Annotated in this window: 9 protein-coding genes; all 9 read right to left on the reverse strand. The window is 65.7% G+C overall.

Annotation, left to right across the window (positions count from 1 at the left end; genetic code table 11):
• Window positions 1–7: 7 nt before the first annotated feature.
• The 9 genes from MasN3_RS15160 to MasN3_RS15200 all read right to left on the reverse strand — a co-directional run bounded on the left by MasN3_RS15160 (window position 8) and on the right by MasN3_RS15200 (window position 12,917).
• On the reverse strand, window positions 8–2,353 hold the full coding sequence (locus MasN3_RS15160; RefSeq protein WP_281908218.1) for a glycoside hydrolase family 127 protein: 2,346 nt from the start codon (window positions 2,351–2,353) through the stop codon (window positions 8–10).
• A complete protein-coding gene (locus MasN3_RS15165; protein ID WP_281908219.1) occupies window positions 2,350–3,366 on the reverse strand; it encodes an arabinan endo-1,5-alpha-L-arabinosidase in 1,017 nt (338 codons plus the stop codon). The genes MasN3_RS15160 and MasN3_RS15165 overlap by 4 nt, the downstream gene beginning before the upstream one ends.
• 141 nt (window positions 3,367–3,507) lie before the next feature.
• On the reverse strand, window positions 3,508–5,052 hold the full coding sequence (locus MasN3_RS15170; protein WP_281908220.1) for an alpha-N-arabinofuranosidase: 1,545 nt from the start codon (window positions 5,050–5,052) through the stop codon (window positions 3,508–3,510).
• A 25-nt stretch (window positions 5,053–5,077) separates the two neighbouring features.
• Window positions 5,078–6,997 carry a glycoside hydrolase family 97 protein gene (locus MasN3_RS15175; protein ID WP_281908221.1) on the reverse strand — a complete coding sequence of 640 codons (1,920 nt, stop codon included), beginning with the start codon at window positions 6,995–6,997 and terminating at the stop codon, window positions 5,078–5,080.
• 149 nt (window positions 6,998–7,146) lie between these two features.
• Complete coding sequence (locus tag MasN3_RS15180) at window positions 7,147–7,914, reverse strand: SDR family NAD(P)-dependent oxidoreductase (protein WP_281908224.1); 768 nt, start codon at window positions 7,912–7,914, stop codon at window positions 7,147–7,149.
• A gap of 63 nt (window positions 7,915–7,977) precedes the next feature.
• Complete coding sequence (gene araD1 / locus MasN3_RS15185; protein WP_281908225.1) at window positions 7,978–8,970, reverse strand: AraD1 family protein; 993 nt, start codon at window positions 8,968–8,970, stop codon at window positions 7,978–7,980.
• A gap of 147 nt (window positions 8,971–9,117) precedes the next feature.
• Window positions 9,118–10,863, reverse strand: a complete 1,746-nt coding sequence (locus tag MasN3_RS15190) for an IlvD/Edd family dehydratase (RefSeq protein WP_281908226.1) — start codon at window positions 10,861–10,863, stop codon at window positions 9,118–9,120.
• A gap of 99 nt (window positions 10,864–10,962) precedes the next feature.
• Complete coding sequence (locus MasN3_RS15195) at window positions 10,963–11,850, reverse strand: SMP-30/gluconolactonase/LRE family protein (protein ID WP_281908228.1); 888 nt, start codon at window positions 11,848–11,850, stop codon at window positions 10,963–10,965.
• Window positions 11,847–12,917 (reverse strand): aldose epimerase family protein, encoded by a 1,071-nt coding sequence (locus MasN3_RS15200; RefSeq protein WP_370662301.1) that lies wholly within the window; start codon window positions 12,915–12,917, stop codon window positions 11,847–11,849. The genes MasN3_RS15195 and MasN3_RS15200 overlap by 4 nt, the downstream gene beginning before the upstream one ends.
• Window positions 12,918–12,929: the final 12 nt, after the last annotated feature.

The following is a 12,929-nucleotide window of genomic DNA, read 5'->3' on the forward strand; positions in this document are numbered from 1 at the left end:
AGCCTCACTAGCGCAGCAGCCGCAGGCCGTACAGGCCGCCCGCCACCGATCCCGGCTTGGCCACGAAGCGCACCGACAACGCGTTCGGCTTGGCCTGCAGGATGGCCGCCGGCAGCGCGTAGTCGACGGTGTAGAACTCCTGGGCGGCATCCTTGGCGAGCGTCACTTCGGCCAGCAGCACGCCATTCACCTCGATATCGAAGCGCCGTCCCGCATCGGCCCTGGCGAAGGTCAGGCGCAGCAACCTCGCTTCTCCTTTCGGATCCTTCAGCTCATAGCTGAACCACTTCTTCGCATGCCGCCAGTGGCGTCCACCGTTCACGCCCGCATCGATGCCCTCGCCCTTGAAGAAGTGGTCCGACTCCGGCTGCTGTTCGCCCGGCGCCACCTGGTCGACGGTAGCAGCGTCCAGCGCAAGCCGGTCCGCTTCGCGGGCGGCATTCTCGGCACGCATGCGCTCAAAATTGGCCGGTGTCGAATGCTGCCAGTACATCGTGTAGCGCGACTCGTGCACGCGGAAGAAGGGAATGAACTCGGTCGCGCTGCCCGCAGCGCCCTGCACCAGCCCCGGCGCGGTAAAGGTCAGCGGCTTGCCTTTCACGGGCTTGAAACGGCGCAGGAAGTCGAGGGAGTCGCTGACAAGCATCGGCGCCGCTTCCAGCGGACACAACGGCCCGCCCGCGATATGGCCCATGCGCGACTCATCGGCCAGGTAGTTCAACTGCTCGTCGCCGAACATGCGCGTCTTTGCGGCCAGCACGATCGGGCCGTGCAGCACGGCATAGTAGTTCGATTTGTCCGGCATCTGCTCCAGACGCGTGCTCATCGGCAGCTGCACGTCCACCCGGTCGCCCTTCTTCCACGCGCGCGCCACACTTACGTAGCCTCCCGGCGCCGTGTCGAGCTTCACCGCCCTGCCGTTCACCTTCACCACCAGCTTTCCGGCAGCGACCCAGCCCGGATAGCGGATCTTCATGGTAAAGCTGCCCGGTTCATCCACCGTCAGTCGGGTGCTGCCCTCGTCCGGGAAGCGCGTCGACTGGGTGATGCGCACGCCCTTCTCACGCCAGTGCAGGGTCGAGGGGATGAACAGGTTCACGAACAGCGCATCGCCCTCGTGCGCGTAGATGAATTCGCCGTACTTCGCGTGGCTTTCGATGCCCGAGCCGACGCAGCACCACATGCCCTTGTCGACCTGCGAATACACACGGTAGTGATTCGGCCGCATCGGCGTGAAGTAGACGAAGCCGCCGCCCGGGCGCTGCGAGGACAGGATATGGTTGTACAGCGCGCGCTCGTAATAGTCGCCGTAGCTGCCCTTCTGCTCCGACTGGAACAGCATGCCGGTCAGCTTGAGCATGTTGTAGGTATTGCAGGTCTCGGGCCCTTCGACCTCGCCAATCATGGAACCGAAGTCTCCAGTGTCGTGGAAGTGCTCCTTGACGCTGTTGCCGCCGATCGCCACCGAACGGCGCTCGACTACCGTCTGCCAGAAGAATTGCGCGGCCCGGTCCAGGTCCTGGCGCCCCGTCATGTCGGCGATGCGCTTGAAACCGATCACTTTCGGAATCTGCGTGTTCGCATGCAGGCCGCTCAAGTGGTCCTGCCCTTGCGCCAGCGGCTGCAGCACCGCCTGGTGCGAAAAGCGCAATGCCAGCGAGAGGTATTTGTCCTCGCCCGTCATCTGCGCTACGTCGGCGAAGATCTCGTTCATGCCGCCGTGTTCGGCGCGCAGCATCTGCTGCATCTGCTCTTCGCTCAAGTGCGCGCTCAGGCGCAGCGCCCAGTTGGACAGCGCGATCAGCACCGCGCGAGCATCCTCGTTGCCGGCGTAGCGGTGGGCATCGCGCAGGCCCGCGTAGACCTTGTGCAGGTTGTACCAGGGGACCCACTTGCCGTTGACCGAGAAGTTGCTGGCTTCCATCTTGCCGGCCGCGATGTCGCGCCAGGCCTGGCGTCCGCCGGGAATGCCGCCTACATAGCCGTCGCCGTTCGCTTCCTGGGCACGCTTGAGCTCCGCCACGAAGTAGTTCAGGCGGCGCAACACCTCGGCGTCGCCGGTTGCGGCGTACATCAGCGCCAGGGCCGACAGGTAGTGGCCGCCCATGTGGCCGTCCAGCCCTGTCGATTCCCAATTGCCGTAGCTCGGCTGGCGCGGGTTCAAGCCGGCCTCGCGCAGGAACGGCGCCAGCAGGCGGTCCGGCCCCATCGCCATCATGTAATTCAGGTCGGTGGTCTGGGCGTCGAGGAAGGGGCCGGGCTTCAGGCGTACGTCGGCCAGGGGGAACAACTCGGCCGCCTGAGCCCAGGCGGTCGATACGAGCAAAGCAAGTGCGGCGAGACGGAGCTTCATGGCAGGCGGACGCTCTGGTAACGGTTGAGTTCAGACTGGTCGACAAGCGGCCAGCCGTCGCCGTCCCATTTCATCTCCAGCACCTTCAGTTTTTGCTTGTAGCGATCGGCGCTTTCATAGGCGTGCAACACCATGACATCCTTGCCGTCGAAGGTATAGGCGCTGTTGTGGCCCAACCCCTTCCAGTCGCGGTCGCCCTGGATGACGAGGGTGCCGCCGCCCTTGGCCATGTCCACGCCCTGGCGGTCGAGGTAGGGGCCGGTGATGGCTTTGGCGCGGCCGACCACCACCTTGTAGGTGCTGTCCTTGCCCTTGCAGCACAGGTCCCAGGAAGCGAACAGGTAGTACCAGCCGTTCTTCCTGAAGATGAACGGCGCCTCGATCTGGGCCGGACCTGCTTCCTCGTCCGGCACGTAGGCCGGACGCTCGCGGCGGGCGATGGTGTGCCATTCCTGCGGTTCGGCCAGCTTCGTGCGGCTGGCGTCGAGCTTGACGAGCTTCAGGCCCGTCCAGAAGGAGCCGAAGGACATCCAGGGCGTGCCGTTCTCATCGTCGATTACATGCGAGTCGATGGCGTTCCACAGGTCGCGCCCGGGCACCGACTGCAGCACCATGCCCTGGTCTTCCCACTTGTAGTTCGGCGAGCGCGGATCGAGCGTGGTGTTGACCGTCACGCCGATACCGGAGGTGTTCTTGCCGAAGCCCGACACCGAGTAGTACAGGTAGTACTTGCCGTTGTTGTGGTAGATGTCCGGCGCCCAGATGTGGTCGTTGAAGGTCGGCGCCGCCGTCTTGGCCCAGGTGGGCTGGCCGGCGAAGATGCGGCCTTCCGGCTTCCAGGACTTCATGTCGCTTGAACTGTAGAGGGTGATGCCGGGGCCGGTGCTGAAGAGGTAGTACTGGCCGCCCTCTTTCGCCATGACGGGGTCGTGGACTTCGAGTTGGGCGGCGGAGGCTGGGAGCGCGGTGGCGAGAGCCAGCGCGCACGCGCCAAGGCGGGAAAGTAGAGACATTGCGAACTCCTGAACAGTCGCGACCCGTAGGGTGGGCAGGTTTCCTGCCCACGCGGTGATAGTCTGCTGCGAGATCGACGGGCACGAAATCGGAGCCGTTATCGATCACCGCGTGGGCGGCGAAGCCGCCCACCCTACGAATTACGCGTCGACCGAGACAACCACCACCGACTTGGCCGGCACCTTCAGCGTCAGCTTGCCATTTACCGCCTTAACGCTGTACGGCGCCGGTTTGATAGCCTGCGGCTGCTCGAAGGTGTTGTGCGCATCCATCGCCTCGGCGGTCAGCACCTGCCCGGTGGCACCAAGCGCGGCCTGGCCCTTCAGGTCGATGTTCACGTCGCTGGCCTGGTGCGGGTTGGTGTTCACCAGGGCCACCCAGACCTTGCCGTCCTTGCCACGTGCGCTCGATGCGCTGATACCCGGGATGCTCTGGTTGTCGCTCGAGTAGGCCACGTCGTTGTTCACGGCCGTCGGCAGCGAGGTCGCGTCCTGGAACGGTATGTACATCTTGTAGGCGTGGTAGGTCGGGGTCAAGAGCATCTTCTCCTTGTCGGTGATGATCATCGCCTGCAGCACGTTGACCATCTGCGCGATGTTCGTCATGCGGACGCGCTCGGCGTGGGCATGGAAGATGTTGAAGTTCAGCGCCGCCACCACCGCGTCGCGCAGGGTGTTACGCTGGAACAGGAAGCCCGGGTTGGTGCCCGGCTCGACGTCGTACCAGGTGCCCCATTCGTCGACATAGAATCCGATCTTCTTCTTCGGATCGTTCTTGTCGAGGACCGCAAGGTTGTTGCGGATCAGCTCATCCATGCGCAGGGTCTGGCGCATGGTCGAGAACCATTCCGATTCCGGGAAGCCGATCGCGGCGCCCTTCTTGTCCCAGTTGCCGGTCGGGAGCGTGTAGTAGTGGAAGCTGATGCCGTCGGTGCCGCGCGCGGCGTCGCGGCTCAGCACATCGGTCCACTTGGTGTCGTTGTCGTTGCCGCCGCTGGCGACGATCTTCGGACGCGCGTTCGGCGGCGTCTTCAGGAAGGTGGCGTAGTGGTTGTACAGCTGCGCGTAGTATTCCGGCTTCATGTTGCCGCCGCAGCCCCAGGCTTCGTTGCCGATGCCGAAGAAGGCGACCTTGAACGGCTCCTTGCGGCCGTTCTTGCGGCGCTGCTCGGCCAGGGTCGACTTGGTGTCCGAGGTCATGTACTCGAGCCACTCGGCCATCTCCTGCGGGGTGCCGGAGCCGAGGTTGCCGTTGACGTACGCTTCGGTGCCGAGGATGTCGACTAAATCGAAGAACTCGTGGGTACCGACCGCATTGTCCTCGGCCACGCCGCCCCAGTGGGTATTGACCTTCACCGGGCGCTTGTTGCGCGGGCCGATGCCGTCGCGCCAGTGGTACTCGTCGGCGAAGCAGCCGCCCGGCCAGCGCACCAGCGGCACCTTCAGTTCCTTCAGGGCGCCGACCACGTCGTTGCGCCAGCCGCGGGTGTTCGGGATCTTCGAATCCGGACCCACCCACAAGCCTTCGTAGATGCCGGTGCCGAGGTGTTCGGCGAACTGGCCGTAGACGTTCTTGTTGATCACCGGGCCTGGTTTGGTGGCGTCGATGCTCACGTTCACCTGGGCGAAGGCCGAGGCCGATGCAAGGACGCTGAGCGCGAGGATGGTCGGTTTGAATACGTTCACTACTGTCTCCTGTTCTGTCGAACTCTTATTGGAATACGGCGACGAAGCCGCCGTGCGCTTTGATACTGATCTTGTGCTTGCCGCCCTTGAGGCGCGACTGGGTGAAGCTGCGTTCAGCGTCGCCGTCCGTGATGAGCGTGCCACCCGTCTTGCCGATAAAGGACAGGTCCAGCTCGAGCGACTTGTCGGCTGCGTCGGCATTCAGGCCGGCCACGTACCAGGCCTTGCCGGCCCTGCGCGCGATCACGACATGGCGGCCGGGGTAGCCGTCGACGAAGCGGGTCTCGTCCCAGCTGCGCGGCAGGTCCTGCAGGAAACCCTTCACATAAGCCGGCGCGGTGGCCATGCCATCCGGCGTGTCGGCGAAATGCTGGATCCCGGACAGGAACAGCAGCGACTCGGCCAGCTCGAAGCCGTTGCGGGTCTTGCGCTGGATCTTCGGGATGTCGCCGAACACCGTGGGCGTGAAGTCCATCGGGTCGAACAGGTTGCGCGTGAACGGCAGCATCGCGGCATGGGGCGCGACCGCGTCCTGGTCGCTTTGTTCGAAGGTGGTGAACTCGAAGCCGCGCACTGCCTCCACGGTCATCAGGTTCGGGTAGGTGCGCGACCAGCCGCGCGGCAGCGTGGCCCCGTGGAAGTTCACCAGGAGGCCCGCCTTGGCGGCATCGTTCAGGATGTCGACGTAGTAGGCGATCATCGACTGGCCGTCGCCGGCGAAGAAGTCGATCTTCACGCCCTTGACGCCCATCTCGACCAGCTTCGCGAATTCGCGGGTGCGCGCTTCGCGGGTGAGCAAGGCGCTTTTCGGGGTGAACGGGGTCTTGTTCCAGTCGCCCGACGAGTTGTACCAGACCAGGATGCCGATGTTCTTCCTGGCGCCGTACTGCACCAGCTCGCGCATCTTGGCGTCGCCGATACTGCGGTCCCAGCCGGCGTCCACCAGGGTGTACTCCCAGCGCATGTCTGCCGCGTAGTCGATAAACTTCTTCTGGACCTCGAAGACGGTGCCTTCATCCTTCAGCAGCGCCCAACTCCACGAGGCATGACCGGGCTGGATGCGCGCCTTGTCGAAAGCAATGGCCGGAGCGGCCAGGTCGGTGCCGAGCGTGGATTCGACCAGGGTCTTCAGGGAACCGAGCGCGATCACGCGCCAGGGAGTCACCAGCTCGCCACGGCTTTCCGCGAGCAGCGCGCCGTTGGTGAACACTTCGGCGGCCATCGGAGGAGCGAGCCGGTAGCGGCCTTCCGGCGATTCGGCGTCGAGGCGCGAGGCGTGGAAGCTGCCGTCCATGTTCGCCTCGGTCAACGCCACCCAGGTGTCGCCGCTGCGGAACAGGGCCGGGAAGACCCAGCCGGCGGGCATCGGGGACCGGGTGCCGACCGCGATCTCGCGCTGGTAGTGCTCTTCGTAGGACGGGTTGGTGTTCGACCAGCCGGTCTGCGCCACCGCCATCGGCTGCAGCCAGGCCTTGGCGGACTTGTCGAAGCTGAAGCCGGTGGCCTCGGAGATGAACTTCTTATGCGGCAGCGCCGGCTCGGCTACCCGATAGCGGAAGGCGACGCCGTCGTTCGAGACGCGGAAAGCCAGGTCCATGGCCTGGCCCTGGGCGTTGCGCACGGTGTAGACCTGCTCGTTCGCGGCGTAGCTGATGCGTCGCTTCTTGCCGGTGGCAAGCTCGTAGTTGTCGCGGACCGGCTTGATCGCGGAGGTGGAGGCGATCTTGAGCCCGGTCGCGAGGTCGGCGCCCTCCAGTCGCAAACCGAGAGGGGACGGGAGGATGACGGGTTTGCCGTGGCGGGCGACCGTATAGGTGAGTGCACCGTTCGAGGCGGCGCTGACGGTTACGGCAATGTGGCCGTCCGGGCTGGTCAGGGCGGCGGCGTGCGCCTGGGTGCTGAAGATGGCGGCAAGGGCCAGGGTGGTGCGGGTCAAGACGGTCATGACAGTATCCCGTTAGCCCGTCGTTCCGGCGCAGGCCGGAACCCAAGTTTGCGTGCACTCAGGCGAAATTGGATCACGGCCTACGCCGGGATGACGGTTCTGAAGTTGGAGGTAGAAAGCGACGACAGCGGAGTGCTACCCGCCAAACATCACGTCCAGCCCGCGTCGACGACGAAATCCTGCGCCGTGCACATCTTGCTGTCGTCGGCGCCGAGGAACAGCACCATGGCGGCGATATCGTCCGGCATCAGTTTGCCCGGCAGGCACTGGGCCTTCTTGATCTCGAGCTCCGCCGCCTCGTCCACCCACAGGTCGATCTGGCGCTGGGTCATGACCCAGCCCGGCGTGACGGTGTTCACGCGCACGCCGAAGGGGCCGAGGTCGCGCGCCAGGCTGCGGGTCAGCCCGATCACGGCCGCCTTGGTGGTGGCGTAGACCGGATAACCGGCGCCCTTGGCGTGCCAGGACATCGAGGAAAAATTGATGATGGAGCCGCCGCCCATCTTCTTCATGCCCGGCAGGACCGCCTGCGCGGTGAAGAACATGGGGCGCTGGTTGATGGCGATGCGCTCGTTCCAGTAGTCGAGCGAGACTTCCTCGATGTCGTGGCGCTGGTCGTTGGCGGCGTTATTGACCAGCACCTCGAAGTCGCCCAGCTGTTCGGCCAGCTCGGCCATCGTGCGCTGCAGCGCGGGGATGTCGGTGATGTCGCAATGACGGAACACCGGCGCAGGGTAGCCGGCGTCAAGCAGCCTCGCGCACAGCGCTTCGCTGGCCGCTGCCGCAATGTCGACGAAGGCGACCACCGCGCCCTGCTCCACGAACGCTGTGACGATCGCTTCGCCGATGCCGGTGCCGCCTCCCGTCACGAATACCCGCCTGTCCTGCAGGCTGGGATACCTGGCCAACTTTGTCATGCTTGTCTCCGTCCGTTCTTATTGTGCTGCGGCCTTGCTCTTCGGTCAATGCGCCGCGGGTTCCTAGAGCGCCTTCACCTTCGCGAAGCCGGTATCAACCACGGCCAGGCGGTTGCGCAGCGCGGGGCCGAACTGCGGCGACGCGACTTCGAAGATCTCGCCGGGCGCGACCTGGATGCCGTCGGCGAAGCTCAGGGTGGCGGTGCCGAAGAAATGGATGTGTACGTCCCCAGGACGCTTGAACAGGCCGTACTTGAAATGGTGGTGCTCGAGGTTTTCGATGCTGTGCGACATGTTCTGCTCGCCGCTGACAAACGCCTTTTCCCAGCGTACCTGGCCGTCCTTGCCGAGGATGCGCGAGGTGCCCGACACGTGGCCCGGCAGCTCGCCCACCAGCAGCGCCGGTCCCAGGCCGCAGTTGCGCAGCTTCGAGTGGGCCAGGTAGAGGTAGTTCTGGCGTTCGGTGACGTGGTCCGAGAACTCGTTGCCGATGGCGTAGCCGAGGCGGTAAGGCTGGCCGTCGTCGCCGATCAGGTACAGGCCCGCGATCTCCGGTTCCTCGCCGCCGTCGAGCGCGAACTCGGGCATCTCGATGTCCTGGTTTGTTGTCCGCACGATCGAGCCGTCGCCCTTGTAGAACCATTCCGGCTGCACGCCGGGCGTGCCGGATGCCGGCTTGCCGCCTTCCACGCCCATGCGGAACATCTTCATCGAGTCGCTCAGGGCCTCGACGTCGCCGCCGATCTTCTTGTGCATGGCGTCGCGGGTGTCGGCGCTGCCCAGGTGGGTCAGGCCGGTGCCGGTGACGTAGCAGTGGGCGGCGTCCGGGTGGTCGAGCGGGGGCAGGATGCGCCCCGCGCGGGCGACGTCCTCGTAGTGAAGGTGCTCGCTGGTGGCGGCGCTGTCGGCCAGTTGCTCCAGGCCGGCGCCGGCGGCGATGGCGGCGCGCGCCAGCTCGCGGGTGGTGGCGTAGCCGCCAACGACGCGGATGGTGTTCTCGTGCAGGATGCCGATGCGGCGTTCCTGGGATTCGGTGATGAATTGTACGAGCAGCATGGCCCGGTCTCCCAATATTGATGTTCGTTCGACGATGCGATTGTTCAAACGCTGGTTGACCGCGTGGGCAGGAAACCTGCCCACCCTACAAAGGCGGTTTCTGTAGGGTGGGCGGGTCTCCCGCCCACGCGGTCAGCTCATGTCTGATCAGTGAGAATGCTTGGGCACCGCCGACCCGCGGCACCCCACCAGGAAATCGAAGTCGCAGCCCTCGTCCGCCTGCAGCACGTGGTCCAGGTAGAGCCGCTGGTAACCGCTGTGCTGCACCGGCTTGTCCTGCGCGGCGCGCTCGGCCAGGCGGCTGTGGATCTCCTCGTCCGACAGCTCGATGTTCAGGCCGCCGCCGGCGCAGTCCAGCTGGATCCAGTCGCCGTCGCGCACGATCCCGAGCGGGCCGCCGGCCATGGCTTCCGGCGCCACGTGCAGCACCACGGTGCCGTAGGCGGTGCCGCTCATGCGCGCGTCCGAGATGCGCACCATGTCGGTGATGCCCTGGGCCAGCAGCTTGGGCGGCAGGCCCATGTTGCCCACTTCGGCCATCCCCGGGTAGCCCTTGGGCCCGCAGTTCTTCATCACCAGGATGGAATTCGCATCGACGTCCAGGTCCGGGTCGACGATGCGCTGCTTGTAGTGGTCAAAGTCCTCGAACACGACGGCGCGGCCGCGGTGCTGCATCAGGTGGGGCGATGCCGCGGAGGGTTTCAGCACCGCGCCGCGCGGCGCCAGGTTGCCGCGCAGGATGCGGATGCCGCCGTCCTCGATCAGCGGGGTGTCCAGCTTGCGGATCACTTCGTCGTTGTAGATCGGCGCGTCCTGGCAGTTCTCCCACAGGCTCTTGCCGTTGACGGTGAGCGCCTCCTTGTGCCTGAGCAGGCCGCCCTCGCCCAGGCGCCGGATCACGCCGGGCAGGCCGCCGGCATAATAGAACTCCTCCATCAGGTATTTGCCCGAGGGGAGCAGGTCGACGATGGTCGGGGTGCCCTTGCCGATCGCGGTCCAGTCTTCCAGTTCGAGCGGCACGCCGACGCGGCCGGCGATCGCCTTCAGGTGGATCACGGCGTTGGTCGATCCGCCGATCGCGGCGTTCACGCGAATCGCATTCTCGAAGTTCTCGCGCTTGAGGATTTTCGACAGGCGCAGGTCTTCGTGCACCATCTCGACGATGCGGATGCCCGACATGTGGGCCAGCACGTAGCGGCGCGCGTCCACCGCGGGAATCGCGGCATTGTGCGGCAGCGAGGTGCCGAGCGATTCGGCCATGCAGGCCATGGTCGACGCGGTGCCCATGGTGTTGCAGGTGCCCGCCGAGCGCGAATGGCCGGCTTCGGCGGACAGGAAATCGTGCATCGTGATGTGACCGGCCTTGGCCTGCTCGTGCAGCTGCCAGACGGCGGTGCCAGAGCCGATGTCCTTGCCGTTCAGCTTACCGTTGAGCATGGGGCCGCCGGTGACCACGATGGTCGGCAGGTCGACGCTGGCCGCGCCCATCAGCAGAGCCGGGGTGGTCTTGTCGCAGCCCACCAGCAGCACCACGGCGTCCATCGGATTGCCGCGGATGGATTCCTCGACGTCCATGCTGGCCAGGTTCCGGGTCAGCATGGCGGTCGGGCGCAGGTTCGATTCGCCGTTCGAGAACACCGGGAACTCGACCGGGAAGCCACCGGCTTCCAGGATGCCGCGCTTGACGTGTTCGGCCAGTTTGCGGAAGTGGGCGTTGCAGGGGGTGAGTTCGGACCAGGTGTTGCAGATGCCGATGATCGGCTTGCCCTGGAATTCATGGTCGGGAATGCCCTGGTTCTTCATCCAGCTCCGGTACATGAAGCCGTTCTTGTCCTGGGTCCCGAACCACGCTGCCGAGCGCAACGTGGTCTTCTTCTTCTCCGTCTCGGACATGCCTTCTCCTTGGGCGTGTAATTCAGCAATGAGGAAAGTCTACAATGCGGCCCAGATAACTTTCCAATCAAATATTTCGCAATATTGATACCGAATTTGTTATCTGAGCCCGCCGAGAAAGCGCGATTCCGGCAGGCCTTGCAGGTCGAGTTCGTGGCGGAACATGGCGCCCGACAGGGGGGCGGCCAGGCGGTCGCCCGCCGTCATGCCGAGCCATGCGCTGCTGAGGTACAGGGTCGACAGACCGGGGCCGCCGAAAGCCGGACAGCTCGGTTGCGGCGCAGCCAGGGCCAGCACCCGGTCCAGCCGGCCCTCGGGCGTGTAGCGCATCACCTGCCCCGCTCCCCAGCGCGTGGTCCACAGGCAGCCTTCGGCGTCGATGCAGGAACCGTCCGGTTCGCCCGGCGCCGCGTCGGCCGCGACGAACACCCGCGAGGCGCCGATCGCGCCGCTGTGCGGGTCGTAGTCGCAATACCGGATCTCGCGCGTGACCGAATCGGCATAGTACATACGCCGCCCATCCGGGCTGAAGCAGATGCTGTTGGCAATCGCGGCAGGCGCAAGCGGCAGGCGCTCGAGGCTCAGGTCCGTATTCAGGCGGTAGAAGCCGCCCAGCGCGCGCTTGGGGCCGTCCTCCTGGTTGAACATGCCGAACACGAAGCGGCCCTGGCGGTCGCAACGCCCGTCGTTCAGGCGGGTGGCGGGCAGCCCGGCTTCGACCTCCACGATGTGTCGCAGCTCGCCGGTCGAGAAGCGGAAGGAGGCCAGGCCGGACGCCAGCCCCAGCAGCAGGCAATCGTCGCTGTCCGTCAGCGCGAAGCAGCACAGGCGCTCCGGCATGCGCCACTTGAGGCTCCTGCCGGTCGCCGGCGAATACGACCACAGGGCCGCCGCCGGAATGTCGGTCCACAGCAGGCGCCCGGTGCGCTCGCACCACAGCACGCATTCGCCCAGTTCGTGGCGCTCGTCGAGGAAGTGCTCCATCACGATTGCGCGCCCTGCACCGAGAAGCGCCAGCGCGACTCGGTGCGGTACACCTGGCCGGGGCGCAGGATCACGTTCGGGAAGCGCGGCCGGTTCGGCGAATCCGGGAAATGCTGGGGTTCCAGGCAGAAGCCGCTGCGATGCCCGTGGCTGCGGCCCTTGCCGGATAGCGAGCCGTCCAGGAAGTTCCCGCTATAGAACTGCACGCCCGGCTCCTCGGTGAACAGCTCCAGCACCCTGCCCGAGAGCGGCTCGAGCACGTGGGCCGCGCGCGTCATTTCCCTGCCGTTCGGCTTGTTGAGCACGAAATTGTGATCGTAGCCCTGGCCATGGCGCAGCTGCTTGTCCGGCTGGCCGACGCGCTCGCCGATCGGGCGCGGCAGGCGGAAATCGAAGGGCGTGCCGGTGACCGGCGACAGCGTGCCCAGCGGGATCGCTGCCGCATCGATGCCCACGAAGGTGTCGGCATCGATGGTGAGCAGGTGCTCCAGGATGTCGCCCTCGCCGGCCAGGTTGAAGTAGCTGTGCTGGGTGAGGTTGACCGGGGTGGGCCGGTCGGTGACGGCCTCCACGCGCATCACCAGCTCATTGTCGTCGTTCAGCCCGTAGACCACGCTGACGTCCAGGTTGCCTGGATAGCCCTGTTCGCCGTCCGGGCTGCGGTAGGCCAGGCGCAGGCTGTCGCCCTCGACGCTGGCCTGCCACTTCACCTTGTGGAAGCCGCCGGGCCCGCCATGCAGGTGGTGGTCGCCGTCGTTCGCCGGCAGGACGATTTCGCGGCCGTCGAGCATGAAGCGGCCCTTGGCAATGCGGTTGCCGTAGCGGCCGATCAGGGCGCCGAAGTATGGATGCTCGCCTTCGTAGGCGCCCAGGCCGTCCAGGCCCAGCACCACGTCGGCCAGGCGCCCCTCGCGGTCGGGCGCGTGCAGCTCGGTGATGATGCCGCCGAAATCGATGATTCTGGCCACCAGGCCGTTCGCGTTGGCCAAGGTGTATTCGGTGATGGCCTGGCCGTTGGCCAGCCGGCCATAAGGCGCCAGGGTGATGCCGCGCGTGTTCAGGTCTCGCAATGCGTTCTTCCT

Source organism: Massilia varians, from assembly GCF_027923905.1.
GTDB classification, from domain to species: domain Bacteria; phylum Pseudomonadota; class Gammaproteobacteria; order Burkholderiales; family Burkholderiaceae_D; genus Telluria; species Telluria varians_B.

Bases quoted from the DNA above. Each gene is read 5' to 3' on its own strand.
- araD1 (WP_281908225.1), bottom strand. From the start codon at position 8,970: ATGCTGCTCGTACAATTCATCACCGAATCCCAGGAACGCCGCATCGGC.
- MasN3_RS15175 (WP_281908221.1), bottom strand. From the start codon at position 6,997: ATGACCGTCTTGACCCGCACCACCCTGGCCCTTGCCGCCATCTTCAGC.
- MasN3_RS15160 (WP_281908218.1), bottom strand. From the start codon at position 2,353: ATGAAGCTCCGTCTCGCCGCACTTGCTTTGCTCGTATCGACCGCCTGG.
- MasN3_RS15180 (WP_281908224.1), bottom strand. From the start codon at position 7,914: ATGACAAAGTTGGCCAGGTATCCCAGCCTGCAGGACAGGCGGGTATTC.
- MasN3_RS15165 (WP_281908219.1), bottom strand. From the start codon at position 3,366: ATGTCTCTACTTTCCCGCCTTGGCGCGTGCGCGCTGGCTCTCGCCACC.
- MasN3_RS15190 (WP_281908226.1), bottom strand. From the start codon at position 10,863: ATGTCCGAGACGGAGAAGAAGAAGACCACGTTGCGCTCGGCAGCGTGG.